Here is a 25654-nt window from a genome sequence, read left to right as displayed (position 1 = left end):
CTCAGGCGCCCGGACGCGTCCCGGCGGCCACCACCTGATCCTGAACCTGCGCCAGCACCGCCTGCACGTCGGCCAGAATGTCCCCGGGCACACCCAACTCGGTCAACGCCGCGCTCAGGTGCCCACCGACCATGGCGTACTGCCCCCCGGTGATACCCAACGGCTGGTGCGCCTCGGCCAACCCGCGACCCGCGTACTCGTTCGGGCCACCCAACACCACCGCCAGCATCAACGCGAGGTGCCGCCGCTGAGCCGCCATGTCCACAGAGGTGAAATAGGCCGCCAGCTCAGGATCGGCGAGCACCTTGTCGTAGAACAGCTCGACGGCCGCCTTCACAGCGTTCGCACCGCCAATGCGGTCGTAGTGCGAGGAGGGAGCGGTTTCTTGCGTAACCGTCACGGTCGTTCCTTCCAGGGATGGAGGGGTCGCGCCGGGTCAGCGCGCAGGGGCAACGGACACCGGCGCAACACCTTCATGCCACGGCGCCACACCGATGGACCGTGTCGGACGATAGCGTGCCGCTGACGCCCGGTCAGGGCCCCCCTATCCGATTCCCGACAACGCCACACACGCAGAGTCACCACAGCCAGGTCAGAGCCCATGACCGGAACCCACAGTGGACCCCCGACCCGCGGGGCAACACCAGCGCCACGGGTCGGCTCGCTTGAAACCGGGGCATCCGACGCGCTCGGACACCGCGAATCCCCAGAAGACGAAGTCAACCAAAGGACTGCGAAAGAAAACCCGCAACAGCGGGGACGGGACTCAGCCCGCGCGCCGCCGCGCCCGCCGGGCCGCCAACTCGTCGGCCACCGACTCCACCTCGGGCGCCACCGCCGGCTCCGCAGGGCCACTCGCCGGCTCCGCCGGCAGATGCGACAACGACCCCTGGATCTCCTTGAAAGCCCCACCGATCGCGATCCCGAACACACCCTGGCCACCCTGCAACAGGTCGACCACCTCCTCCGGAGACCGGCACTCGTACACCGTCGTCCCATCAGAGATCAGCGTGATCCCCGCCAGATCCTCCACACCACGCGACCGCAACGCCTCGATCGCCTTACGGATGTTCTGCAGGGACACCCCCGCATCCAACAACCGCTTCACGACCTTCAACACCACAAGGTCCCGGAACGAATACAACCGTTGCGTCCCCGAGCCCGAAGCGTCCCGCACGCTCGGCACCACAAGCGTCGTCCGCGCCCAGTAATCCAACTGCCGATAACTGATGCCCACCGCGTGACAAGCCGTCACACCTCGGTAGCCCACCGAGCCATCACTCTCAGTCGCCGAGACACCCGGCTCACTCAACTGTGCACCCGGATCGGAATCCTGCGGCTCGTGCATCCGGACAACCTCCCCGTCAGTGCGGCGACGCGTCGCTTCCGGGACGCGCACCCCTCGACACGGCAACCCTATCGCCACGCTCAGGAGTTACCACGGAGAAACAGGCGCGACACGCCGCGCAGCCACCCGAGAAAGATCACCAACCCGCCCCGGGGCATCACCAACAGTGACACCCACCCGGGAACCGAGCCCAGTCAGCCCGCGAAATCCTCCGGACGCACCTGCTCCAGGAACTCGCGGAACTTCTCCACCTCGTCCTCCTGCTCGTCAGGGATAACGATCCCCGCTTCGCTGAGGACCTGCTCAGCACAACGAATCGGCGCACCAACCCGCAACGCCAACGCGATCGAATCGCTCGGCCGCGCCGACACCCGCACCCCATCGCCGATCAACAGATCCGCGTAGAACACGTTCTCCTTGAGCTCAGTGATCTCCACCGCCTGCAACGGCGCCTGCAAAGCCGCCAACACGTCCCGCAGAAGATCATGCGTCAACGGACGGGCAGGCTTCACACCCTGCTGCTCATAAGCGATGGCCGTGGCCTCGACCGCACCGATCCAGATCGGCAGATAGCGGTCGCCCTCGACCTCCCTGAGCAGGACGATCGGCTGGTTGCTGGGCAGCTCCACCCGAACTCCGACCACGCTCAGCTCGCGCACCGCCGCCTCCGTGTCGTCGTCAACCTACGCACCGCGCCCTTCCCTGCACGGTACACGGACCGAAACACGGCCGTCCCATGCGCTACAGCACCACGCCCGCGCCAGAAAGGGGTTACCCCAGCAAGCCTACGGCACTCTTCCCGAAAGAGATCTTTCCGCTCCGCCGCCGCCCAGCCGCCACCATCACCGACCCAACGTCGACCGCAGACCCACCCGCACCAACGCCGCATGCAACTGCTCCGACAACGCCACCAACTCCCGCGCCGTCTCCGCAGCCCGCGCCCGCGCCGCCGGATCACTCTGCCGCGCCAACGGCGCCACCAACTGAGCGAACAAACCGACCTCACGATCAGCCGCACTCCGGTAACCCCGCAGATGCCGCGGCTCCAACCCGTACGCCGCCAACCCCGCCACCGCCGACGCGATGATCAACGCATCCCCGTCGTACCAGCCAGGCGGATCAGACACGAGCACACCGAGGCGCTCCAACTCCACCAACGTCGACTCGTCGATCCCACTACGGGCCACCAGATCAGCCCGGCCGAGCCGCACCTGCGACGACTCGGCCGGCTCCACCGACTCCCGACCCGGCACCGCACCATCAGGACCGACCGCAACCAACGAAGGCCGCGACCGCCCCGGCTGCTCACCGGACGAATCCCACTCCGCCAACTGCTCACGGATCACCCGCAACGGCAGATACCGGTCCCGCTGCGCGGACAGCACAAACCGCAACCGCGCCACATCGTCCCAGCTGTACTTCCGGTAACCAGCCGCCGTCCGCTGCGGCTCGACGAGCCCTTCGGCCTCGAGGAACCGCAGCTTCGAAATCGTGGTGTCCGGGAAATCCACCCGCAACTGCCCCAGCACCTCACCGATGCTCATCAGCGGTTGGGACCGGGCCGCCCCGGGTGGCGTGGAGGCCGCAGGCTCGTTCACCCCCGGCCGGCCTCCTCCTCCGGGCGCGGACCGGCGATGAACACCACCCGGAACTTACCGATCTGAACCTCGTCACCATTGCTCAACGTGGCCGCCTCGACCCGCTCACGATTCACATACGTGCCGTTGAGGCTGCCCACATCCCGCACCGTGAACGTGCCACCGTCCCGGTGGAACTCAGCATGCCGCCGCGACACCGTCACATCGTCAAGGAAGATGTCACTGTCCGGGTGCCGGCCACTGGTCGTCACATCGTGGTCCAACAAGAACCGGGCACCCGCATTCGGACCCCGACGAACCACCAGCAGCGCCATGCCGGGCGGCAACGAACCGGACATCCGGCTCGGCACCACATCGGTGTCCGGGCCCTCCAGCACTTCGTCGAGCGAGCCGAGATTGAGCGTCGAAGTGACGTCGAGCGGGGGGAACTCGTCGTCTGGCCGCGTCATGGGACCACCTCACGGATCTGTTCGGTCGGCGTCGGGTAATGGCGGGTCTGGCCGCCGGGCACTCGAACACCCGGCGGCTGGCTCCCCGTGCCCGGGAAGGCAATTCCGCAACGCTCAACTAATGGTTTCTTCTCGGTCGACTGGGCGAGCCTAGCCAGCGCCGAAATGCAGGGCAACCGGACGCGCGCAGACAACACGCCCGCCGGATCAAGCACACTCAGCCTTCGGTGATCTTCTGGTACGCGCCCGCAGTCAGCAACCCATCCAACGCCGTCGGGTCATTCGGCGTGATCTCCACCAACCAACCCGCACCATACGGATCCGAGTTGATCAACTCGGGCGTGTCACCAAGCGCCTCGTTGCGCGCCGCCACCGTACCCGCCACCGGCGAGTAGATCTCCGACACACTCTTTGTCGACTCGATCTCACCCAACGAATCACCGGCAGCGACCACCGCACCGACCTCAGGCAACTGCACGTACACGATGTCGCCAAGCGCGTCCTGCGCGAAGTGCGTGATGCCGACGCGGGCCGAACCCGTGCCCTCACCCGCCACCCACTCATGCTCGGCGGTGTATCGCAGATCCTCGGGAATCACCAGACGCGTCCTCATCCATCGGTGCCCCGGACCACCGGCCCGGCGCGGCCGCGCCGGTCAGGAGACCGGACGGGCGTGTTCCAACCTGATCGGCGCGTGCAGCGCCGAAACCTCGGCAACCTCACGCTCCCCAAAGGTCACGTTACCGCCGTCACCCCGGACCGACGCGACCACCCCGCCAGGAATGTTCAACGCCGTACGCATCGTCGCCGGATCACCGATCACCGTGATCGTGAACGGCGGCGCCAACCGCCGCCCCTCCACCACCAGCGACCCGTTCTCCCCGTCCAGGAAGTACGTCGACGCGATGACCCGCACCGCCGTCCGGTCACCACCGGTGATCTGCATCGCCTCCGCACCGGCGCCCCGCAGCTCCTGCACCGCGTCCAACACCCGCGTCGCCGAGATCGGCTTGGCCCCACTGATGAACTGCACCGTCAGACCCGGCCCCACCGCCGGCAACGTCCCCGCCAGCACACCAAGCTCGTCCGCCCGCCGCGTCGCCTCGTCCAACGCCGCCTGACGGCCCTGCTCGCCCGAGGCCAACTGCCGCTGACTGTCCTCCAGCGCCCGAATGTCCTGCTGAAGCCGGTTCTCCCGCGCATCCAGATCCGACAGGATCCGCACCAGGTCCTCCTGACGCGTCGCCCCCAACGTCGGATCCGTCGACGTCGTCTTCAACTGCACCACGAGGGTGAAACCAAGCAACGCCAACAACGCCGCGATCATCACCCCGGCCGTACTCAACCGCGACCGACCAGCCACCACCGGCCCGGCACGCCGCACCGGCAGCTCCTCCAGCCCGTCCGTCCGCCCGACCGGCTCCTCCGACCGCGACACCGCGCTCAGGTCCACCGTCGCACCGTCATCGACAGGCGCCACACCAGGCTCCCCGGCCGGAGGCTCCGCCTCCACCGGGCCGTGCGGCGCCAACGGGCTCAGCTCGTCCGGATCCGGCGCATCCGGCCGCGGATCCGGCTCACCCGCCGGGCCACCCGGCCGCGCCGGACCCGCCGGCTGCGGCCAACCCGTCCCCGTCTCCGTCTGCTCGTCGCTCATCGCATCAAACCTACGCCCGGAACAGGTGCCGGCGGATCGCCGCCACATTCCCGAAGATCCGCACACCCAGCACGACGACCACACCGGTGGACAACTGCCCGCCCACCCCCAACTGGTCACCCAGGTACACGATCAGACCCGCCACCAGCACATTCGAGATGAACGACACCACGAACTGCTTGTCGTCGAAAATGCGGTCCAACTTCGCCCGCACCCCACCGAACACCGCATCCAACGCGGCAACCACCGCGATCGGCAGGTACGGCTGCAACGCCGCCGGCACCGTGGGATCAAGCCACACCCCGAGCACCACACCGGCGAGCAACGCCAGCACCGCGATCATCGGCCACCTCCGGAAGGGCTAGCGGTCGCCGAGGGACCCGACGACCCGGGACTGCCGGACCGGCCACCCGACACAGAAGGGCTCGGACTGACCGACGGCTTGGCGTAGCGTAGCTGCGGCTCCGGTGCCGCCGGCAGGGTGAGGTCGTCAGCACCCCGCACATCGAACGACAGGCCCGTCTGCTGCGCGACCTCCCGCATCAACGCCGCATTACGGCTCGCCTCGAACTGGCGACGCATCGACCCCGGTCCGATCGCCGACACCTCGTACGGCCCGGTCACCGGCCGGAAATCCACAAGGATCGCCTCACCCGCCGAACGGATCGTCGACGTCGAGGTCAACCGCTGCCCGTTGATGGCGACCGCCTCCGCACCAGCACTCCACAACGCGTTCGCCACCCCCTGGAGATCGCTGTAGAGCACCCGCGGCGGCCCTGCCCCCGCACCGGTCACCGCGTCCGGGTTGCCTGGCGCGTCCGCCAACCGCACCACCACACCGTCGCCGCGCACCCGGCCCAGCCCGGTGCTCGCCTCCAGGTCCCGCAGCCGCGCCGCCGTCGAGCCGCTCAATGCCGCGTCCCGCTGCCGGCTGACCTCCTCGCGCAGCTGGTCCGCGCGCTGCGACAACCTGTCGGTCTGGCTCTCCCGGTCCTTGATCTGCGCCACCAGCCCGGAGCGGGCCTGCGCGCGCCCCGGCTCGTCGGCCATCGTCTGCCGGTAGGCGACCGCGAACAGGAAACCCAGCACCACCACCACGGCCAGGCTCACCGAGCGCCCGGACCAGGCCCGCCACCCCCGCTCCGGCGTCGGCACACCCTTGCGCCGGCGTGCCGCCGCCGCGTCGGCGTACCCCGGATCCAGCGGGTTGCGGAACAGTTCGGTGAGGAAGTCCGGCGCGTACACCCGATCCTGGCGCGGCCGCTCCGGCCGTTGAGGCCGCTCCGGCTGCTGCTGCGGCGGCGGCGGGGTGGCGCTCACGCCGCCGCTCCCGGACCGCGTGCCGCGCGCACCAGCCGTGCCGCCTGCACCACGTACATCGCGCCGGCCACCCAGTAGAGCACCAGACCCCACCAGGCCAGGCCCCAGCCGATGGCGGCGGCAGCCGTGGCCACCCCGCTCGCCGCTGTCGCCAACAGCAGCACCGGGAACGCCGCCAGCAGCAGGAACGTGGCGGTCTTACCGACGTAGTGCACCGGGGGCGGGCCGTACCCGTAGCGGCGCAGCACCGCCAGCGAGCCGAGCAGCAGCAACTCCCGCGCCAGCAGCGCGGCGGTGAACTGCCACGGCACCACCTCACGCGCGGTGAAGGCGACAAGGGTGGCGAGGATGTAGAGCCGGTCGGCCAGCGGGTCGAGCAACTCCCCCAGCCGGCTCACCTGGCGCATCCGGCGGGCAATCCAGCCGTCCACCCAGTCGGTGGTGCCGCCGATGGCCAGCACGACCACGGCCGCCACGTCCGCGCGCTCCACCAGGAACAGGTAGAGGAAGATCGGTACGCCCAGCAGCCGTCCGAAGCTGATCAGGTTGGGCAGGGTGAGCACCTGGTTGCTCGGGGCCTGGTCGTCGATGTCCCGCGGATGCTCTGCCCGAGCCGGCCGACTCGACACCGAACCTCCTCCACGGCACGCTCCGGCACCGGCCGTCGTCGGCGCGGCAAAGGTCGTACGCGCTGTCGGGCCGGCAACGCCGGCTCCCCTGCGGCCCCGGGGCGGGACCCGTTCCCTGATGCGGCCCGCGATCTCGATGATCACGGGCCGGGTGAGTGCGCTGCCACTATATCGGGCTCGTGCCCGAGCGCTGGGTGCCGCCGTCCGGCGGTTGGCGCGGTGTTCGCGCGTTGTGTCGTGGATCACCACGCGTACAGCGTCCTAGGATGCTAGTCGAAGGGTCGAGCGCTCAGGCCGTCTGCACGGCCGCAGTGTCGGGCTGCTGCTCCGGCACCGTCTGGTTGGCCGCCCGGGAGAAGGCGTGCAACGCCTGCAACAGGTCGTGCTGCATCCGGGGCGGCATCCGATCCAATACCACCTGCACAGCGCGCTGGCGCCGCTGCGCCAACTCCGACAGCAGGGTCTGCGCCGCCGCCGTCGGCACCAGCCGCACCTCCCGCCGGTCCCGCGGATCGGCCACCCGGCGCAGCAGACCCGTCGCCTCCAACCGGTCACAGAGCCGGCTGGCCGACGACGGCACCACGTCCAACAACTCGGCCAACCCGTTGACGTTGGTCTCCGGCCGGCTGCTGATCAGCGCCAGCACCCGCAACTGGGTCGGCGGCACCGGATGCCGCGACGACGCCGACTCAAGTACGGCGATCAGCGTCTCGGCGGCCGCGTCGATAGCCGAGGCGAGATCTGCAGGTCGCTCCACCTGATGTCCCCTGCCGTCGTCGCGCTGGTGCCCGCCCAGCGCGGCGCTGATCCTCATCCGCCGTTCCGCTCGCGCGGACCGTGCCAATCCAGGCAGACCACGACCGCGTCGTCGCGCAAATCGGAATCCGCGTGATAGGCGTGCAGTTCGCGCATCACCGTACCAACCGCCTCGGTCGCAGGCTGCAACCGCGTGGCACGCAGAGAGCGCGCCATCACCCGCTGACCGTACGGCTCCCGGCCGGCCGGCTCCGCGGCCCACACCCCGTCACTGACCACGAAGACCCGCTCCCCCGGCGTGAGCTGGAACTCCTGCACCTCGTACCGGGTCTCGGCGAACATGCCCAGCGGTAACTGCTGCTCCAGGCTGATCGGCTCGACCGTCTTGCCGCGCATCCGCAGCATGTGCGGCGACCCGGCGTCGACAGCCCGCATCAGCCCCGACGGAATGTCCAACTCCAGCAGCAACGTCGCCACGTGCCGACGCCCCCGGTGCTGGTAGAAGACCGTGTCCGAGGCCAGCTCCGCCTGCTCCACGAGACCACCGTCGGAGCGGCGCGCGTTGCGCATCGCGTTGACGGTCACCGAGGTCAGCAGCGACGCCGCCAGGCCGTTGCCCTCACCGTTGAGCACCGTCAACGTGAGCCGGTCACCGTCCAACGACCAGTCGAAGTGGTCACCACCGACCGTGTACGCCGGCTCCAGCTGACCCGCCAGGTCAAACGCGCGGTGCGTCACGCTGCGACCCGGCAGCAGGTCCCACTGCATCTCGGCGGCCATGCTCAACCGCTCACGTCGACGAACCCGGCGGTAACGGTCGGTCTCGCGGTCCGCGGCCCGCAACGCCACCGCCAGGTCGCCGGCGATGTCGGTGGCGCGACCCGTGAGAGCCGGGCCGGGCACCGCCGGCAACTCGATGAGCAGCACACCGAGCCGCTCGCCCCACACCGTCAGCGGCAGGTAGAGCCGGCACCCGCCGTCCTCGGCGCCGTCGCGCACCGGTTGCTGACTGCTGAAACAGCGCTGCGCCACGGTGTGACAGGCCAGAAAGCCTGCCGCTGGCAGATCCGGGTCCAGCACCGGCCACAGCCCGCTGATCCGGTAATCTGCGACGAACACGTCGGTGCGTACCGCGCCAAGCGCCGAGCGGATCGCCCGGTCCGCGGCTTCCGCCAACTGGTCCGGTGGGGCCTCCCGCAGCGCGCGCGACACCACGTCCGGCGCGTCCACCATGCTCGCTCCTCCAGAAACTTGCTACAGGGCAAGCATCATACGGACGCCGTCGGACAACCGGTCGGCGCGGGTCAGTCGGCGTCGCGCGTGGCCAGCACCCCGTGGAACGCGTCAGGCACCTCCACCGGCGGGCCGTCCGGCCGCCACCGGTCGACCGGTACGATCCCGTCCGGCGTCGGCCTCCACCGGCCCAGCAGCGGCGCAAACGCCGCCGCAGGACGCATCCGGAACGCCGGCCCCATCATCGCCAGCGCCTGCGGATACCCCGCCAACTCCTCGGTGTCGAAATCCACCGCCAGCAGGCTGCCCGGCGCCGCAGCCGTATACAACTCGTCGAGGGTCCGGGTCAACGTGTCGTCGTCGAGGAACGCCGCGAGCCCGAGGAACACCACCCCCACCGGCCGCCGCCCCCAGCCCGGAACGAAACGGTGCAGCTGCGACGGATCGATGGTGCCGATGTCGGTGGCGTCACCGAAGCCGTAGCCGGCCCGGTCGCTGCCGGCGAGGATGCTCTGCCCCAGCCGGATGGTGACCGGATCCACGTCGGTGTAGAGCACAGTGGCCTCGGTGGCGACCTCGTGCACGTTGCCCATCGTGGGCAGCCCCGCGCCGAAGACCAGGAAACCGTCCACGCCCTGCTCGCTCATCGCCCGCACCGCCCGGCCCAGGAAGGCCCGCAGCTCGCGGAAGACCGGCGCACACGGCCCGTACGCCTGTTCGAAGGCGTGCGCGGCGGCCACGTCGACCGGAAAATGGTGCTCGCCGCCCAGCCAAAAGTCGATCATGCGGGCGGTGCTCGGCTCGGCCGGTTCACCCATCGACGACGCTCCCCTCCGGCGGTCGGCGACCAGCGTACCGACCCGGGCCCGCTCGGCGGTATCGCTCCGCCGCGCCGCCACGCCCGCGATACTGGCCGGGCAGGAGGTGGACAGTGAACTCGGCGGACAGCGCGGCGGTCGTGGTCGGCGTGGACGGCTCGGAGCCGGCCCTACGGGCGGTGCGCCTCGCCGCCGCCGAGGCCGCCCGCCGACACCGGCCGCTACGGGTCGTCCACGGCTTCATCTGGCCGCTGCTGAACGTGCCGGTCTCTCCCGCTCCGGACGCGCCGCCCGGCGGCGGTCTGCGCCACCAGGCCGAGGAGCTTGTCGCCGCCGCGGTGGCCGAGGCCGAGGCCACCGTTCCCGGCCTGTCGATCTCCGGCGAGATCATCGACGGCGAGGCCGCGGCGGTGCTGATCGGCGAATCCCCCACCGCGGCGCTCATCGTGCTCGGCGACCGGGGAATGGGCGGCTTCACCGCGCTGATCATCGGTTCGGTGGCGGTGCAGGTCGCCGCGTACGCCGACTGTCCGGTGCTCGTGGCCCGCGGCGAGCAACGCCCCGACGAGCCGGTGGTGGTGGGAATGGACGGCTCGGCGGCGTCCCGACTCGCCGCCGAATTCGCCGCCGAGACCGCCCTGACGCGCGACGTGCCGCTGCACGCCGTGCACGCCTACCGCCATCCGGGCAGCATCGGCCCCGGCGACATGCAACCCCTGGTGTACGACGCCGACCGGCTGCGCGCCGAGCAGGAACAGGTGCTCGCCGGGTGGCTGGCCGGGCTGGTCGAGAGCCACCCGGGGCTGCGGCTCACCGGTCAGGCCACCCGCGGGCGGGCCCGCACAGTGCTCACCGAGGCGTCGCGTACCGCCCAACTCGTCGTCGTCGGCGGCCACGGCAGAGGTGAGGTGACCGGGTTGCTGCTGGGGTCGGTGAGCCAGGCGGTGCTGCACCACGCCCACTGCCCCGTCGCCGTCATCCGCGCGCCCCGCTGACCACCGGGGTTGACCTGCCGCAGGACGGGTAGACGGCCGCGGTACGCCAACGGCGACGAAGGAGGCAGCAGATGCCAGGACCACGGCCGGGAAGCAACGCGTACGACAAGCAGCGGGCGCGACTGCGCAACGCCATCGACGACTCCGGACGGCGGGTGCCCGACGGGAAGGCAAACCAGGTCGCCAACAAGATCCTCCAGGAGGATCGCGGCCAGCGGGGCGTCGTTCGCGGCGAGCGCACCTACGGCCCCAAGGGCGAGCGCGAACCGGGCGACCCGAAGTGAGGACGGTCGACCTGGCCGACGGCGCCATCGCGGGCGCCGTCGGCAGCACCGCGCTGAACGTGGTCGGCTATCTGGACATCGCCCTGCGGGCACGGCCGGCGAGCACCACTGCGGAGCAGACCGTCGGCCGGCTGGCCGACATCGCACACGTGGACCTGGGGCCGGCGCCCCGGGCGGAGACCCGCCGCTCCGGGCTCGGGCCGTTGATCGGCTACGGGCTGGGCATCACCGCGGGCATGGCGTTCGCGCTCTACGCCGGTGGTCGTCGGCAGTCACTGCCGCTGGCCACCGGCGTGCTCGGCGCCGGTGTCATGGCCATGACCGACGGGTCCATCACCGCCCTGGGCATCAGCAACCCGCGTACGTGGGGGCGCTCGGACTGGGTCTCGGACATCATTCCGCACCTGGCGTACGGGCTGACGGCCGCCGCAACCTGGAACAGGCTGCGGCGGCCGTCACGTCGCGACAGTTAGGCCCGGGTGTCGCTGTCGTCCTCGGCGACCGGCTCACCCGCCGGGCCGTACGGCGACACCTGGCCCTTGGGCACCGGCCGACCGGCGTCTCCGCGCGACGAGCCACGGTTGCGCGGGTGCCCGGTCGGCGTGGGCCCCTTGCTGTCCTGACTGGTAGCTCCCTTGGCGTTGCGCCGGAACTCCTCCTGCTGCGGGTTGACCACGAGTGTCTCCCTCCAGGTACGGCAGGCGGCATCGACCGCCTCCACCGCCGGCATACCCGCCCCGCCCGACGGCATTCCGGCCCCGCGTACCGGCTCACTGCCGGCGTGAGGGCTAGCCGGCCGCGGGGCGGGTACCCACCCGGTGTGGGCGACGATCGAGCGGTGGTGCGGGTCCTGCTGGACCGGCGGGGCGACACGTACGCGGAGGAGGCCGGGATCCGGCTCGCCGACCGACCGGGGCCGCTGTACCAGTTGCTGGTGCTTGCCACCCTGCTGAGCACCCGGATCCGGGCGTGTGTGGCGGTCGACGCCGCACGGGAGTTGTTCGCGGCCGGCTACCGCACGCCGCAGGCGATGGAGGCGGCCACCTGGCAGCAGCGGGTCGACGCGCTCGGCCGGGGTCACTACCGCCGATACGACGAGCGGACCGCCACAATGCTCGGCACCGGCGCGCGACTGTGCCTGGACCGCTGGCACGGCGACCTGCGGCGGCTGCACCGGGAGGCCCAGGGCGACCCGGTCGGGCTACGCCGACGGCTCACCGAGTTTCCCGGCATCGGACCCACCGGCGCGGACATCTACCTGCGCGAGGCCCAGACGGTCTGGTCGGACCTGCGCCCGTACGCCGACCGGCGCGCCCTGGCCGGCGCGAAGCGGCTCGGTCTGCCGGGCTCACCGGACCGGCTGGCCGGGCTCGTCGACGGGCCGGACTTCGGTCGCCTCGCCTCGGCGCTGGTCCGGGTGGCGCTCGGGGAGGAGTCCGCCGGCGAGGTCACCCGCGTCGCCGCCGGCTGAGGCGCTCACTTGACTGTCTTGTCACCCGGGCGGGTCAGGTGCCACACCAGCAGCGCGGCGAGCAGCGCCAGGACGATCAGCCCGCCGGAGATGCCTCGGCCCTCCTCGGGGCTGCGGCCCGCGCTGCCGAAGTAGATCACCGCGAGGCCGGCGAGCACTGTGACCACCTTGCGAAAACCTTGGTCCTTCACATACCGCACCGTAGGCAGCAGGACGCCGCTTCGGGATGTTTTGGGCGGATCATCCACCGTCCGGGTGGCCTCCGGCGTGCCTGTCGACGACGAAGCCGCGTAGCCGCACCCGCCGTACCGCGCGGTCGGCGACCTCCACCACCTCGATGGTCAACCCGGGCAGTCGCACCGTCTCGCCCGGCGCACCCGGCAGGTGACCCAGCCGCGCCAACACCAGACCGGCCACCGTCGTGTACTCCCGCGACAGCGGGAAGCTCAGCCGCACCCCCAGGTCGGGCAGGTCGTGCAGCGGGAAATCACCGGGCACCAGCAGCGACCCGTCCGGCTCGGGCGTCACGTCCTGTACGTCCCGGTCGGTCTCGTCGTACAACTCGCCGACGACCTCGGCCAGCAGGTCCTCCAGGGTGATCATGCCGTCGATGCCGCCGTGCTCGTCGACGACGAGCGCCAGTTGCTGGTGTTCCTGACGCAACTGGCGCAGCGCGTCGGCGACCGGCAGTGTCACCGGCAGCAGCAGTGGCGGCCTCCCCCGCTCCTGAACGGTGCCCACGCCCGACTGCACCAGGTCGCGGATGTGCACCACGCCGATCACGTCGTCCAGCCCGCCGGGACCGGTCACCGGCGCGCGGGACCGTCCGGCGGCAGCCAACCGACGGACACCCTCGGCGGCGGGGAGGTCGGCCGGCAGCGTGGTCACCTCCCGCCGGGGCACCAGGATCTCGCGGAGCGTCCGGCCGGCGATGTCGAAGGCACCGGTCAGGATCTCCCGCTGCTGCGCCGAGAGCCCGCGCCGGCTGACGAGCATCTCGCGCAGCTCGTCCTCGGTCATCTCCTCACGGCTGGCCCGGGGGTCGCCGCCGGCCAGCCGGACCACCACGTCGGTGGCCCAGCTGAGCAGCCAGACCGCCGGTCGGGACACCCGGGCGAGCAGATCCAGTGGCCGGGCGCTGAGCAGCGCCCACCGCTCCGCCCGCTGCATCGCCAACCGTTTCGGCGCCAGCTCACCGAACACCAGCGTGACGAAGGTCAGCGCCACAGTCACCAGGACGATCGCGGTGGGGCGGGCCGCCGCGCCGAGGAAGCCGAGCGGAGCCACAAGCGGTTGGGCAAGCGACACCGCGGCCGCCGCCGAGGCCAGGAACCCGGCCAGGGTGATGCCCAACTGGATGGTGGCCAGGTAGCGGTTCGGATCGCGCGACAGCCGCACCAACCGCTCGCCGGTACGGGTTCGCCGCCCCAGCCGCCGCAGCTGCCCCTCGCGCAGCGTCACCAACGCCATCTCGCTGCCGGAGAGCGCCGCGTTGACAAGGATCAGCACGGCCACCAGCACCAACTGCCCGAGCTGGCTGCCCATCGCGCACCCCCGTCCGCCACCTCAGGTCACTCAACCGCAGCGCACCCGGCCCTGGTCCGGTTCCGGGCGCTCAGTCGACCTCCAGGTCGTCAAGCGAGATGGAGTGCGTCATCAGCCACCGGGCCAGCGCCGACATGCCGAACAGCCACAGCGGAACCGACTCGGTGGGGCCGTTCGTGGCGTAGATGGCGAACCGCAGGTCCGGCGCGCGGTACGCCTCGATCCGCCACTTGTGCTGCCGGTCCCGCCAGACCGCCGAAGGGTCCATGCCGTCACCGTAGGTGACCGTCGCCGACGGCGGGGCCGGTTGGAGTACCGGAGCGCAGGCGAGCGGCAGCGGTCAGCGGCGCGGTTGATCCTGCTCGGCCGAAGCGGTGGCTCTCCGGACGCAGTCGTGCAGCAGGGCGCGGCGCTTGTCGTGCACGTCGTCGGGCTCCTTGTCAGTTGCCGCGTAGACGTTGCTGACCGGCGACCAGGCCATGGACATGGCGATCACCATGGCCAGGATGTCGAACGGGTCGCCTGCGCGAATCCGACCCGCGGCCTGGGCCTCGGCGATGGCGGCCAGTTTGCGATCGTCGTAGTGCTCGTGGGTCTCGACGAGGTGCCCGGCGGGCCGGCGCTCCAGTCGGGTCCAGGTCGCCAGCCGGATGAGGTCGGGGCGGCGCAGGTACTCGTCGTAGAGGCGAACGGCCCAGTCGGCGAGATCGTCGGCGTCGATGGGCACGACGTTGGTGATGCGCTCCAGCGAGCTGAGGAAGATCGCGTCGAAGAGCCGTTCCTTGTCACCGAAGTAGGCGTAGAGCTGCGCCTTGTTGGTGCGCGCGGCCGAGACGATGCGGTCGATGCGCGCCCCGGCGATGCCGTGCTGGGCGAACTCCTCGGTGGCGGCGTCCAGGATGCGCTGGTAGGTCGCGGCGCCTCGCGAGGTCTGGGGCTGTGCCGACATGGCCCCCAGCTTAGCAAACAGACTCGTCGGTTTGCTCCGGGCCGAGTTCGGGTCTACGTTGAAACAGACCGAACAGTCTGTTGGAAGGGTTGACGTACATGCGAACCACCACCGGATGGCGGGCCGCCGGCCCGGCCTCGTTGCGGCGTACCGAGATCCAGCGCCGGGACCTGCGACCCGATGACATCGCGGTACGGGTCGACTACTGCGGCGTGTGCCACAGCGACCTGCACGCCCTGCGCGACAACGACCCGCACGCACTCCTGGTGCCCGGTCACGAGTTCACCGGCGTGGTGACCGCGACCGGCCCCGAGGTGACCGCCTTCTCGATCGGCGACCACGTCGCGGTGGGCAACATCGTCGACTCCTGCGGAACGTGCGGCATGTGCAGGGCCGGCCAGGAGAACTTCTGCCACTCCTTCCCGACCCTTACCTACGGCGGCGCCGACCGGCAGGACGGGTCGACCACGCTGGGCGGCTTCTCCCGCGAGTACGTCGTCCGCGACGCGTTCGCCCACCCCCTCCCCTCCGGCCTCGATCCGGCCGCCGCCGCACCACTCATGTGCGCGGGCGTCACCGTCTGGGAACCCCTGCACTCCCTCGGCGTGGGCTCCGGCAGTCGCATCGCCGTGGCCGGTCTCGGCGGCCTGGGCCACCTCGCTGTCAAGATGGCAGTGGCGCTCGGCGCCACCACGACCGTCATCAGCCGCACCCAGGACAAGCGCGACGACGCCCGCCGGCTCGGCGCCCACGACCTCATCGACTCCACCGACACACAGCAGATGGCCGCGGCGCGGGACACCTTCGACGTCGTCATCGACACCATCTCCGCACCTCACGACCTCGCCCCGTACCTGAAGCTTGTGGCGATGGACGGCACCCTCAGCCTCCTCGGCTACCTGGGCCCGGTCACCGTCGAGGCCACTGACCTGCTCATCGGGCGCAAGAAGCTCAGTTCCGCGGGCAGCGGAGGTCGTCCCGCGACCGCCCGGATGCTCCAGTTCTGCGCCGACAACGGCATCGCCGCCGACGTCGAGGTCCTCCCGTCGGCGCAGGTGGACACGGCACTCGACCGCCTCCGGCGAAACGACGTCCGCTACCGCTTCGTGCTCGACATGTCCGACCTGGACTGATCGGACGCTCGACCCGGGCCAGGACGTGCGGCAGGTCCGAGATCCCGTGACGCTCTCAGGTGACGACGATCCGGGCGTCGTCGGGCAGTCGGCGGGTAGCGCCCCGGCGGTCAAGCAACTCCAGCAGCGGCACCGCCACCCGGCGGGTGGTGTCAAGCGCCTGCCGGGCCGCCGACAAGGTGAACGGCTGGGGCAGCCCGGCCAGCACCCGGACCGCGTCGTCGAGCGCGTCGGGCAGCAGCACCACGTTGTCGGCCAGTCGCAGCAGAGCCCCGGCGCGCACGGCGGCGCCGATCTCCCGGGGCCCCAGGCCCAGGTCGACGAGGTGGTCCGCCTCGGGGGCGCGGAACGGCCGGTCGCCGTACTCGTCGCGGACCCGCTGCACGGCCCGGGCCACCGGCTCGGGCAGATCGGCCACACCCGCCGTACCGACCCGACCCGCGTGGACGCGCAGCGGTGGCCGGATCAGGGCCTCGACCAGCACACGATCGGGCAGAGCCAGACGCTGACGCAGCACGTCCACAGGCATCCCGGGCTCCAGCGGGTGGTCCCGTGCGTAGCGGGTGACCTCCTCGGTCACCTGCTCGCCGAGCCGCCGCCAGTGCGCGGGGTCGGCCAGCCAGTCACCGGCCACGGGCGCGACGTGTGCCGGCACACCCATCCGGATGAGCGTGCCGGCACGGATCAGTCGACGGCGGCGCAGTTCCCCGGCCAGGTCGGGTCGACCGTCAAGGTCGGCGAGGACCTGCGCGCGGGCCGCGGCGGCACCCCGGCGGGCCAGCGGCGGGGGCGCGACGTCAAGCACGCGTACGCCGCCGGCCACGTGGTGCCGCCCCGGATCGCGCAGCAGCGCCCGGTCGCCCACCAGCAGCGGCAACGGCCGCGCCAACCGGAGCCGCACGGTGTCCGCGCCGAGCGGTCGGACCCGCACCGGCACCGCCGCCGACCCGACGTGCAGGGTGAGGGCTGCCGGCAGGTCGGCGGCCGGGTCGCCGGTGAGCCGCACGTCGACGAGGTCGGTGCGGTGGAACCGGCCCGAGGTGAGCAGCGCGTCGCCTCGGCCGATCCGGTCGCGGGACGTACCCCGAAGGTTGACCGCGACCCGGGCGACGGCCGCCACGTCCGGTCGGGCCTCGCCCAGCGAGTGCAGGCCGCGGACCCGGACCGTCTCCTGCGTGCCGGCCAGCTCCAACTCGTCGCCCACCCGCAGTCGGCCGGCGCCCAGGGTGCCGGTCACCACTGTGCCGCTGCCCCGCACGGTGAAGCTGCGGTCCACCCAGAGCCGGACCGGGTCGTCCACGGCCGGCGCGGGCAGGCCGGCGGCGAGCCGGTCCAGGGCGGTCCGCAGCTCCGGCAGGCCGGCGCCGGTGAGGCCACTGACCGCCACCGCCTCCACCGTGCCGAGGCTCGTCGCGGCGATCTCGGCGCGGGCGCGGGCCGTCGCCGGCCCCGGATCGGCCAGGTCCGCGCGGGTCACCGCAAGCAGGCCATACCGGACGCCGAGCGCGTCGAGCGCTGCCAGGTGCTCAGCGGACTGCGGCATCCATCCCTCGTCGGCGGCCACCACGATCAGCGCGGCGGGCACCGGGCCGACACCGGCGAGCATGTTCGGCACGAACCGCTCGTGGCCGGGCACGTCGACGAAGGCGATCGTGGCGCCAGACGGCAGCGTCGTCCAGGCGAAACCCAGGTCGATTGTCATGCCCCGGCGGCGTTCCTCCGCCCACCGGTCCGGTTCCATCCCGGTCAACGCCCGGACCAGTGTCGACTTGCCGTGGTCGACGTGCCCGGCGGTGGCGACGACGAACATGCTCAGTCGTCCCCGGGTACCCGCAGCACGGCCAGCCGGACGGCCTCGTCGGCGTCGGCGGGTACACAGCGCAGGTCGAGCAGGAGCCGACCCCGCACCACCCGGCCGAGGATCGGCTGCTCTCCGGTACGCAGCGGCGCGACATACCGTTCGGGCAGGCTCAGCGCCCACGAGTCCAGCTCCACGCCGGGAGCACCGCCACCGCCGACCACGGCGACGGCCGGCACCACCTCGGCCTTGCGGCCGTCCGCGCCGAGCCGGTCGCGTAACCGCTCCACCCGCTCGCGCAGGATGCCCGGGTCGGCGTGCAGCGCCGCCCGGGTCGGTGTGTCGGGTTGGTGCACTGTGGCGCCGAGCGCGGCCAGGGTGAGCTTGTCGACGCGCAGCGCACGGGCCAGGGGGTGGCGGCGCAGCCTGTCGATCAGCTCGCCGTCGCCGAGCAGCAGCCCCGCCTGCGGCCCACCCAGCAGCTTGTCGCCGCTGGCGGTGACAAGCGCGGCGCCGGCGCGCAGGGTGTCCGCCGCGTTCGGTTCGTCGGGCAGCAGCGGGTCCGCAGCGAGCAGGCCGGAGCCGATGTCGGCGACCACAGGCACCCCGAGCGTGGCCAGTTGTCGTACCGGCGTGGCGGAGGTGAAGCCGGTGACCTGGAAGTTCGACGGGTGCACCTTGAGCACGAAGCCGGTCTGCGGGCCGATTACGGCGGCGTAGTCCGCGAGCGTGGTGCGGTTGGTGGTGCCCACCTCCCGCAGCCGGGCTCCGGTGCTCTCCAACAGGTCGGGCAGGCGGAACCCGTCCCCGATCTCGACCAGTTCACCCCGGCTCACCACGATCTCCCGACCGGCGGCCAACGCGGTGGCGGCCAACACCAGCGCGGCAGCGCCGTTGTTCACCACGTGCACGGCGTCCGCGTCGGGCACCGCTGCGGCGAGCGCGTCGAGCGCGTCCCGGCCCCGGCGGGCACGTCGCCCGGTGGTCAGGTCCAGCTCGACGTCGGTGTGACCGGCGGCCGCCACGACGGCTGCCACAGCTGTGGACGACAACGCCGCCCGGCCCAGATTGGTGTGCAGCACGACGCCCGTGGCGTTCAGCACCACGCGGGGAGCCGGGGCCGGCAACGCGGCGACGGCCGCGTCCCGTACCTCGTCGGGGTTGATCTCACCTCGGCGGGCGCGCTCCTGCGCGCGGACGACGAGCGCCTTGACCCGGTCCCGGCCCAGGGACGCGGCTGCCGCTACCAGCTGCGGGTCGGCCAGCAACGTGTCGGTGCGGGGCACCCGACGTCGCGGATCGCCGTCGCGCATCGCTCATCTCCTGCCGCTTGGCGGAGACGGACGGGAATCGAACCCGCCTGGCCCGGGTCCCGGACCACACCGGTTTTGAAGACCGGGAGGGGCACCAGCCGCCTGAACGCCTCCGTCGGACATTCGATCACAACGCCGACGTGGGCGCTCAGTCAGCCGGCAGATCCGCCCTGGTCCGCCGGGCGTTCACCCGCTCGCGTTGCGGCACCACCGTGTAGCGCGGGTCGCGCGCCGACGCCACGCCGCCGTAGAAGATGCCGAACCGGGTGACCACCGACGCCGCCAGCAACGCGGCACCGGAGAGCGCGCCGACCGCCCGGCTGCGCCGTCCCAGCACCGCCCCGGTGACCCCGGCGGCGGTCAGCAGCCGACCGGCGCGCAGCAACCGACCGGGCCGGCCCAGCCGGTAGGGCTCGCTGAGCAGCCCGAGCCGGGTCTCCACCCGGTGCGCGCCGTACAGCTCCAGGGCCGCGCCGGCCACCGCCATCCGCCGGGCCGGCCCGGCCTCGGCGGGCGGCGCGGCGAGCAGACCCACGCCGGCGCCGCTGGCCAGCGCGCTGCCCGCGAAGACGATAGGCAACTCGGGGTACGCCTCATGCCACGACGGCACCGCCGTGTCGGCGAGCAACACCCCGGTGTACGTGGCAAGCGCCGGAGCCGTGGCGGCGGCGACCAGCCCAGCGGCGTGCCCGACCGGCGGCAGAGCCCGACCGGCCAGCCCGAGCAGGCCACGCCGGGGCAGCAGGCCGGCGCCCTCGGCGATCGCCGCGACACCGGCGGCCGGCCCGAACGCCGTGAGGATCCAGGTGCCCACCGACATGGGCGAGGTCGGCTTCGCCACCCGCAGCATGTGGTGGAACCGCGCCGGCCGGCCCAGGTCCCGGATCAGGAACACGGCGCTGGCGCTCACGGCGGCCAGGGCGGTGACCCGCCCTGCTCGGCGCAGCGTTGGCCGGCCGGTGACCTGCCCACCGGCGGCGAGCAGCGACGAGCCGGCGGCCAGCCCGCCGGTGAACAGGTACGCGGCGATGTCCCACTTCCACACCGGCGCCTTGAGGATCGGCCTGCCGTAGTACGAGGTGAACTCCGCCTCCGGCACCCGCAGTTCCTCGCCACCACCGCGCCGACCGCCACGCCGACCGGCCGGCATGCCGTTGCGGCGGCTTGCTGGTGGTGCGGTCCCGGCTGGCTGTGGGGCCGGGGTCGCGCTGTGGAGGCCGGATGCGTCGGCGCGGTCGGTCGTGGGCCCGTCGGCGGCGAGGCGGTCGCGGAAGCGGCGGAACAGTTCGCCCACCGGTGGGCGGTGTGGGCTCACGAGGATCTCCCGACGAAGGCGGCGACGGTAGCGGCGGTCATGGCAAGTGCGGCGAGGCCTGCGCGTTTCCACATCGCCGGCAGATCCCGCGTGGTCACCACCGGATCGGGCGGCAACCCATACACCTCCGGCTCATCCAACAACAGAAAGAACGCACCATCACCACCCACCCCATCGTTCGGGTCATGCCCGTACAACCGCGCCTCGGACACACCCCGACCGTGCAACGTCGCCACCCGCTCGGCAGCACGCTCCCGCAACTCGTCCAACCGCCCGTACTGGATCGACTCCGTCGGGCACGCCTGCGCACACGCCGGCGTCATCCCCGCACCCAACCGGTCGTAGCACAGCGTGCACTTCCACGCCCGACCATCACCCCTACGCTGATCGATCACCCCGTACGGACACGCCGAAATGCAGTACCCACACCCATTACAGATGTCCTCCTGCACCACCACCGTCCCGAACTCCGTCCGGAACAACGAACCCGTCGGACACACGTCCAGGCAGGCCGCATGCGTGCAGTGCTTACAGACGTCCGACATCATCAACCACCGAAAATCCGTACGCCCCTCCGCGCCCGTGCCCCGACCCGGCGGCTGCGCACCCGGCATCCCCAGAAACTCCGGACCGGCAGCCCGGCCGCTGGCGGGCAGGGCGCTGGCGGCAACGTCGCTTCGGCCTGCGGCATTCGAGGCGGCAGCTGAGCCGCCAGCGACGGGCTCGCCCAGCACGTCGACAGGCCCGCCGATGGCATCGCCGTGGTCGCCGCCGGACGTGCGGGCACCACGGTTGTCGCCGTCGGACATGCGGGCACCGCCGCTGTCGCCGCCGGACATGCGGGCGGCGGCCGACGGTGAGCCGGTCGGCAGGCCCGGCTGGGTGCCGGTCGGGTCGGTGGTGCCGGCCGCGACGGCCGCCGACGCCGCGCTGGCCGTGCCTCCGGTCGGGGTACCCGTGAACGGCGCGCCGCCGTGCCCCGTCGGACGGGGCTGTTCGATGAACGCGACGTGTCGCCACGAGTTCGCGGTCAGCGCACCGGTGTTGTCGTACGACATGCCCAGCAGGTCAAGGCCGGAGCCGGGCACCCCGTTCCACTCCTTGCAGGCCACCTCGCACGCCTTGCACCCGATGCACACGCTCGTGTCGGTGAAGAACCCCATCCGCGGCGGCGCGTCCTCGTAGCCGGCGTCGGGCGCCGGGTCGAGCGGCCCGTACAGACTGTTCGGGTCAGGAAGCACCGTGCGCCTCCCCGTCGTTGTCAATTGTCACGGCCGGCGCGTGCCCTCCCGGACTGATACCGGCCCGGCGCTGGTAGTCGGCGACCAGGTCGAGCAACGCCGACCCGGTGGGCCGGCGACCCGGCCGCACGTCGCAGGTGCCGATCTTGCTTTCCTGGATGAGGACGTTGGGGTCGAGGGTGATGCCGAACAGGTCGTTGGCCGACTCGCCGGTGACCAGACCCTCGAAACCGAAGTGGTACGGCAGCCACACCTGATGGATTACCCGCCCGTCCACCCGCAGCGGCGTGAGTCGATCGGTCACCAGCACCTTCGCCTCGATCACCGCGCGACCGCTCACCAGGTGCGCCCAGCCCAGATGCGCCAGCCCGGTCTCGGCGGCCAACTCCGGTGACACCTCGACGAACATCTCCGGCTGCAGCTCGGCGAGCGGCCGCACCGTCCGGCTCATCCCGCCTGCGGTGTGGTGCTCGGTGAGCCTGCTGACAGTGAAGACGTACGGGAAGACCTGGTCGTGCTCCTCCGGCGGGCTCGGGTTCACCGAGTTCACCGGGTGCGCGTACGACTTGCGGGTCGGGTTGGCCTGCTGGCGGTAGAGCGGGTTACGCACCGGCGACTCGACAGGCTCGTAGTGCGTCGGCAGCGGCCCGTCCAGGACGCCGCTGGGCGCGTACAACCAGCCCTTGCCGTCGCCCTGCATGACGAACGGATCATCGCCGGCGATGCCCTCGGTGCCGGACGCGCCGGGCGGCGGACGATACGACGGCGGCTTGGTCTTCTCGAAGTCCGGCACGTCGTAGCCGGTCCATTCGCCCTTGTCCGGGTCCCACCACACGTACTTCTTGCGCTCGCTCCACGGGTTGCCGTCCGGGTCGGCGGAGGCGCGGTTGTAGAGGATCCGCCGGTTCGCCGGCCACGCCCAGCCCCACTCGGCGGCCACCCAGTCCTGCTCGTGTCGGGACTTACGGCGAGCTGCCTGGTTGACGCCGTCGGCGTACACACCCGTGTAGATCCAGCAGCCGATGGCTGTGGAGCCGTCCGGCCGGGCCTCGGCGAAGCTCGACAGCGGGCGACCGGTCGTGACGTCGTACCCGTTGATCTCGCGCAGGACCGCCTCGGCGCTCGGCTCGTCGCGCGGACCGTGCGTGGGGTAGTCCCAGGTGAGGTCGAGCAGCGCCCGGTCGCGCGGCAGTTGCGAGTCGGCGAGCTTTTCGCGCAGCTTGCGGCCGAGATGGTAGAAGAACCACAGCTCCGAGCGGGCGTCGCCTGGCGGCTCGACGGCTTTCTCCCGCCACTGCAACAACCGCTGCGTCTGCGTGAAGGTGCCCTCCTTCTCCACGTGCGAGGCAGCGGGCAGGAAGAACACCTCCGTACGGCACTCCTCCGGCACGATCTCGCCGGTGGCCACCTCCGGACCGTTCTGCCAGAACGTCGCACTCTCGATCATGAACAGATCCCGGACCACCAACCAGTCCAGATTCGCCATCCCCAGCCGCTGCGCCCGACCGTGCGCCGAACCGACAGCAGGGTTCTGCCCCAGCAGGAAATACCCCTTGATCTTCCCGTCGATCATGTTCAGCACCTGCTGATAGGTGCCGTGGTCGCCGGTCAGGCGGGGTAGGTAGCCGTAGCAGTAGTCGTTGTCCGGTGTAGCCGCATCACCCCAGTACGCCTTGAGCAGGCTGGCGGCGAACGACTCGGCGTTGCCCCAGAAGCCCTTCTGCCCCGGGTGCCGGATGCTGTCGACCCACTCGTCGAAGGTCGGGTGATCGGCGTGGTGCGGCATCGGCAGATAGCCCGGCAACAGGTTGAACAACGTCGGAATGTCCGTCGAGCCCTGGATGCTGGCATGGCCGCGCAGCGCCATCACCCCGCCACCAGGGCGGCCCATGTTGCCAAGCAGCAACTGGATGATCGCGCCGGTACGGATGTACTGCACACCCACACTGTGCTGCGTCCACCCCACCGAGTAGATCAGCATGCCGGTGCGGTCGCGGCCCGAGTTGGCCGTCCACGCCTGCGCGAGTTCGAGGAACTTCTCCTGCGGGATACCGCAGACCCGCTCCACCATCTCCGGCGTGTAGCGGGCGAAGTGTCGCTTCAGGATCTGGTAGACGCAGCGCGGATGCTGCAACGTCTCGTCGCGCTGGGTCTGACCGCTCACCTGGGCACCGTGCGACTCGTGCTCCAACCCGGCTGCGGTGTCGCGCTCCTTGGCTGTGTGCCCGCTGCCCGAGGAGTCCTCGTGGCCCGCGTACTGCCAGCTGTCCTGGACGTAGCTTCCGGTCTCCGGGTCGAAGCCGGAGAAGAACCCGTCGCCGTCCTCGGTGTCGCTGAACTGCTCGCTGATGATCGTCGCCGCGTTGGTGTACGACAGCACGTACTCCCGGAAGTCCAGCTCGTTCTCCAGGATGTAGCGCACCACCCCACCGAGCAACGCGATGTCCGTACCCGCCCGAATCGGCAGGTACGAGTCGGCCACCGCACTGGTCCGCGTGAACCGCGGGTCGACGTGGAACACCTTCGCACCACGGCGCTTGGCCTCCATCACCCACTGGAAACCCACAGGGTGCGCCTCGGCCATGTTGGAGCCCTGGATGACGATGACGTCAGCGTTTGCGATGTCCTGCTGGAAATCCGTCGCACCGCCACGACCGAAACTGGCCCCCAGACCGGGGACTGTGGCGGAGTGTCAAATACGGGCCTGGTTCTCGATCTGCAACGCGCCCGCCGCGGTGAACAACTTCTTGATGAGGTAGTTCTCCTCGTTGTCCAACGTCGCCCCACCCAGGCTGGAGAAACCCAGCGTGCGGTTGAGCGGGCGGCCCTGCGTGTCGACGTCCTCCCAGGTCTGCTCGCGTGCGGCGAGCACCCGGTCCGCGATCATGTCGAGCGCGGTGTCGAGCTCCAGGTCTTCCCACTGCGTCGAGTACGGACGGCGGTAGCGGACCTTCGTCTGCCGCAGCGGGCTCGTCACGAGGCTCTTACTCGCCGAGCCCTTCGGGCACAGCCGACCGCGCGAGATCGGGCTGTCCGGATCACCCTCGATCTGACTGACCTGCCCGTCTTTGACGAACACCCGCTGACCACAACCCACAGCGCAGTACGGGCACACGGACCGCGCGACGCTGTCGGCGGTCTCGGTGCGGGCGGTCAACTCTGCCGTACGCGTGGACTGCGCCGCGACGCCCCGGCCGAGCGGGTCCGTGCCGGTGAGCTGCCGATAAACCGGCCAACCCTCGATGAAGGTCCGCAGACCCATCCCCGACACCCCCTCCCACGCGAGCGACCCCACGAACATAGGTCAGGCGAGCGGTCTTCGCGAACCGAGGTCCCAGTCGTCGGGCGCAGAGACAGCGCCGCCCCCGACCGGGTGGGTCGGGGGCGGCACCGGTGTCGGTGTGCAGGTCGCCTCTCGGCGAGTGGCGCGACGCGGCTCCAGCCTGACGGTATTCCGCGACGGCGATATTAGGTGAGGCCCGGGGACACTGGATCACACCGACACAGCTACACAACCAGCCAACGCCCCGCCGTGTTCCCCACCCCGCCGACCGCACCCGACGCGAGGCTTGGGGCCACGAGATCTTGGACAGGTGCCGCAGGCCATGCACCTACCCCGCACCAACCAACAACGCGTCACGCGCCAACCCCGTCGTGGCGCGCGTCTGACGCGGATATGCCGATGGCCGGCACCCCGTGTCGGGGTGCCGGCCATCAGTCAGTGCGGTGGGTCAGCTGTTCCAGTGCTGGGCGACGAGGTCGGCGGCCTGCTGCTCCCACTGGGCGTAGGCGTCCGGGTAGG

At 71.2% G+C, this 25654-nt stretch carries 28 protein-coding genes and 1 tRNA gene; 5 read left to right on the top strand and 24 right to left on the bottom strand.

What is annotated here, in order from left to right; all coding sequences use genetic code 11:
• Position 1: 1 nt before the first annotated feature.
• From ACPXB1_RS26325 to ACPXB1_RS26265, 13 genes are all read right to left on the bottom strand, one after another.
• The gene (locus tag ACPXB1_RS26325; RefSeq protein WP_425735922.1) at positions 2 to 400 is read right to left on the bottom strand and encodes a group I truncated hemoglobin; all 399 of its coding nucleotides are present in this window, start codon (positions 398 to 400) and stop codon (positions 2 to 4) included.
• Between the two features lie 366 nt (positions 401 to 766).
• On the bottom strand, positions 767 to 1348 hold the full coding sequence (locus ACPXB1_RS26320) for a MerR family transcriptional regulator (RefSeq protein WP_355596481.1): 582 nt from the start codon (positions 1346 to 1348) through the stop codon (positions 767 to 769).
• A 194-nt stretch (positions 1349 to 1542) separates the two neighbouring features.
• The gene (locus tag ACPXB1_RS26315; protein ID WP_007460347.1) at positions 1543 to 2007 is read right to left on the bottom strand and encodes a bifunctional nuclease family protein; all 465 of its coding nucleotides are present in this window, start codon (positions 2005 to 2007) and stop codon (positions 1543 to 1545) included.
• Positions 2008 to 2190: 183 nt separating this feature from the next.
• Positions 2191 to 2892 carry a MerR family transcriptional regulator gene (locus tag ACPXB1_RS26310; RefSeq protein WP_355596643.1) on the bottom strand — a complete coding sequence of 234 codons (702 nt, stop codon included), beginning with the start codon at positions 2890 to 2892 and terminating at the stop codon, positions 2191 to 2193.
• Positions 2893 to 2942: 50 nt separating this feature from the next.
• Complete coding sequence (gene odhI / locus ACPXB1_RS26305; RefSeq protein WP_007071101.1) at positions 2943 to 3395, bottom strand: oxoglutarate dehydrogenase inhibitor Odhl; 453 nt, start codon at positions 3393 to 3395, stop codon at positions 2943 to 2945.
• A gap of 217 nt (positions 3396 to 3612) precedes the next feature.
• Positions 3613 to 3993 (bottom strand): glycine cleavage system protein GcvH, encoded by a 381-nt coding sequence (gene gcvH, locus ACPXB1_RS26300; protein WP_355628319.1) that lies wholly within the window; start codon positions 3991 to 3993, stop codon positions 3613 to 3615.
• 57 nt (positions 3994 to 4050) lie between these two features.
• On the bottom strand, positions 4051 to 5052 hold the full coding sequence (locus ACPXB1_RS26295; protein WP_355596479.1) for a DUF881 domain-containing protein: 1002 nt from the start codon (positions 5050 to 5052) through the stop codon (positions 4051 to 4053).
• A gap of 10 nt (positions 5053 to 5062) precedes the next feature.
• On the bottom strand, positions 5063 to 5395 hold the full coding sequence (locus tag ACPXB1_RS26290; protein WP_007460356.1) for a small basic family protein: 333 nt from the start codon (positions 5393 to 5395) through the stop codon (positions 5063 to 5065).
• The gene (locus ACPXB1_RS26285; protein WP_355596641.1) at positions 5392 to 6297 is read right to left on the bottom strand and encodes a DUF881 domain-containing protein; all 906 of its coding nucleotides are present in this window, start codon (positions 6295 to 6297) and stop codon (positions 5392 to 5394) included. The genes ACPXB1_RS26290 and ACPXB1_RS26285 overlap by 4 nt, the downstream gene beginning before the upstream one ends.
• Positions 6298 to 6368: 71 nt before the next feature.
• Positions 6369 to 7001 carry a CDP-alcohol phosphatidyltransferase family protein gene (locus ACPXB1_RS26280; RefSeq protein WP_425735921.1) on the bottom strand — a complete coding sequence of 211 codons (633 nt, stop codon included), beginning with the start codon at positions 6999 to 7001 and terminating at the stop codon, positions 6369 to 6371.
• Positions 7002 to 7290: 289 nt separating this feature from the next.
• Entirely contained in the window at positions 7291 to 7758 is a 468-nt protein-coding gene (locus ACPXB1_RS26275) for a MarR family winged helix-turn-helix transcriptional regulator (RefSeq protein ID WP_355596637.1), read from the bottom strand.
• 53 nt (positions 7759 to 7811) lie between these two features.
• Positions 7812 to 8990 carry a PP2C family protein-serine/threonine phosphatase gene (locus ACPXB1_RS26270; RefSeq protein ID WP_355596477.1) on the bottom strand — a complete coding sequence of 393 codons (1179 nt, stop codon included), beginning with the start codon at positions 8988 to 8990 and terminating at the stop codon, positions 7812 to 7814.
• A gap of 71 nt (positions 8991 to 9061) precedes the next feature.
• Entirely contained in the window at positions 9062 to 9808 is a 747-nt protein-coding gene (locus ACPXB1_RS26265) for an SAM-dependent methyltransferase (RefSeq protein WP_425735920.1), read from the bottom strand.
• 113 nt (positions 9809 to 9921) lie between these two features.
• Between ACPXB1_RS26265 and ACPXB1_RS26260 the strand changes: the two genes are divergently transcribed.
• The 3 genes from ACPXB1_RS26260 (at position 9922) to ACPXB1_RS26250 (ending at position 11560) form a co-directional block, all read left to right on the top strand.
• Positions 9922 to 10803 (top strand): universal stress protein, encoded by an 882-nt coding sequence (locus tag ACPXB1_RS26260; protein WP_355596471.1) that lies wholly within the window; start codon positions 9922 to 9924, stop codon positions 10801 to 10803.
• Between the two features lie 71 nt (positions 10804 to 10874).
• A complete protein-coding gene (locus tag ACPXB1_RS26255) occupies positions 10875 to 11087 on the top strand; it encodes a hypothetical protein (RefSeq protein ID WP_053661037.1) in 213 nt (70 codons plus the stop codon).
• Positions 11084 to 11560, top strand: coding sequence for a hypothetical protein (locus ACPXB1_RS26250; protein ID WP_355596469.1), 477 nt, complete (start codon positions 11084 to 11086; stop codon positions 11558 to 11560). Before ACPXB1_RS26255 ends, ACPXB1_RS26250 begins: the two co-directional genes overlap by 4 nt.
• Here the strand turns inward: ACPXB1_RS26250 and ACPXB1_RS26245 are convergent.
• Entirely contained in the window at positions 11557 to 11763 is a 207-nt protein-coding gene (locus ACPXB1_RS26245) for a hypothetical protein (RefSeq protein WP_053661400.1), read from the bottom strand. The genes ACPXB1_RS26250 and ACPXB1_RS26245 overlap by 4 nt on opposite strands.
• 144 nt (positions 11764 to 11907) lie before the next feature.
• Here ACPXB1_RS26245 and ACPXB1_RS26240 point away from each other — a divergent pair, with 144 nt between their 5' ends.
• A complete protein-coding gene (locus ACPXB1_RS26240) occupies positions 11908 to 12558 on the top strand; it encodes a hypothetical protein (RefSeq protein ID WP_355596467.1) in 651 nt (216 codons plus the stop codon).
• A 5-nt stretch (positions 12559 to 12563) separates the two neighbouring features.
• On the opposite strand, the gene ACPXB1_RS26235 is transcribed toward ACPXB1_RS26240, so the two are convergent.
• From ACPXB1_RS26235 to ACPXB1_RS26220, 4 genes are all read right to left on the bottom strand, one after another.
• Complete coding sequence (locus ACPXB1_RS26235) at positions 12564 to 12749, bottom strand: hypothetical protein (protein WP_355596465.1); 186 nt, start codon at positions 12747 to 12749, stop codon at positions 12564 to 12566.
• 49 nt (positions 12750 to 12798) lie between these two features.
• Entirely contained in the window at positions 12799 to 14103 is a 1305-nt protein-coding gene (locus ACPXB1_RS26230; protein ID WP_355596463.1) for a hemolysin family protein, read from the bottom strand.
• A 70-nt stretch (positions 14104 to 14173) separates the two neighbouring features.
• Positions 14174 to 14371 carry a hypothetical protein gene (locus ACPXB1_RS26225; protein WP_030492010.1) on the bottom strand — a complete coding sequence of 66 codons (198 nt, stop codon included), beginning with the start codon at positions 14369 to 14371 and terminating at the stop codon, positions 14174 to 14176.
• Between the two features lie 72 nt (positions 14372 to 14443).
• The gene (locus ACPXB1_RS26220) at positions 14444 to 15052 is read right to left on the bottom strand and encodes a TetR family transcriptional regulator (protein ID WP_425735919.1); all 609 of its coding nucleotides are present in this window, start codon (positions 15050 to 15052) and stop codon (positions 14444 to 14446) included.
• A gap of 98 nt (positions 15053 to 15150) precedes the next feature.
• On the opposite strand from ACPXB1_RS26220, the gene ACPXB1_RS26215 reads away from it, so the two are divergent.
• Positions 15151 to 16185 carry an NAD(P)-dependent alcohol dehydrogenase gene (locus tag ACPXB1_RS26215; RefSeq protein ID WP_425735918.1) on the top strand — a complete coding sequence of 345 codons (1035 nt, stop codon included), beginning with the start codon at positions 15151 to 15153 and terminating at the stop codon, positions 16183 to 16185.
• A 55-nt stretch (positions 16186 to 16240) separates the two neighbouring features.
• Here ACPXB1_RS26215 and selB read toward each other — a convergent pair whose 3' ends face one another.
• The 6 genes from selB to fdh all read right to left on the bottom strand — a co-directional run bounded on the left by selB (position 16241) and on the right by fdh (position 25114).
• Entirely contained in the window at positions 16241 to 17995 is a 1755-nt protein-coding gene (selB, locus tag ACPXB1_RS26210; RefSeq protein WP_425735917.1) for a selenocysteine-specific translation elongation factor, read from the bottom strand.
• Positions 17996 to 17997: 2 nt separating this feature from the next.
• Entirely contained in the window at positions 17998 to 19296 is a 1299-nt protein-coding gene (gene selA / locus ACPXB1_RS26205) for an L-seryl-tRNA(Sec) selenium transferase (protein WP_425735916.1), read from the bottom strand.
• 18 nt (positions 19297 to 19314) lie between these two features.
• Positions 19315 to 19410 (bottom strand) — tRNA-Sec (locus ACPXB1_RS26200).
• A 34-nt stretch (positions 19411 to 19444) separates the two neighbouring features.
• The gene (gene nrfD, locus ACPXB1_RS26195) at positions 19445 to 20611 is read right to left on the bottom strand and encodes an NrfD/PsrC family molybdoenzyme membrane anchor subunit (RefSeq protein ID WP_425735915.1); all 1167 of its coding nucleotides are present in this window, start codon (positions 20609 to 20611) and stop codon (positions 19445 to 19447) included.
• Positions 20608 to 21852 (bottom strand): 4Fe-4S dicluster domain-containing protein, encoded by a 1245-nt coding sequence (locus tag ACPXB1_RS26190; protein ID WP_355633208.1) that lies wholly within the window; start codon positions 21850 to 21852, stop codon positions 20608 to 20610. The genes nrfD and ACPXB1_RS26190 overlap by 4 nt, the downstream gene beginning before the upstream one ends.
• The gene (fdh, locus tag ACPXB1_RS26185) at positions 21842 to 25114 is read right to left on the bottom strand and encodes a formate dehydrogenase (protein WP_425735914.1); all 3273 of its coding nucleotides are present in this window, start codon (positions 25112 to 25114) and stop codon (positions 21842 to 21844) included. The genes ACPXB1_RS26190 and fdh overlap by 11 nt, the downstream gene beginning before the upstream one ends.
• Positions 25115 to 25654: the final 540 nt, after the last annotated feature.

This window comes from Micromonospora sp. DT68, from assembly GCF_049847245.1.
Taxonomy (GTDB): domain Bacteria; phylum Actinomycetota; class Actinomycetes; order Mycobacteriales; family Micromonosporaceae; genus Micromonospora; species Micromonospora profundi.
Note: the sequence above shows the minus strand (reverse complement) of the source record. Positions and strands in the feature narration are given on the sequence as shown.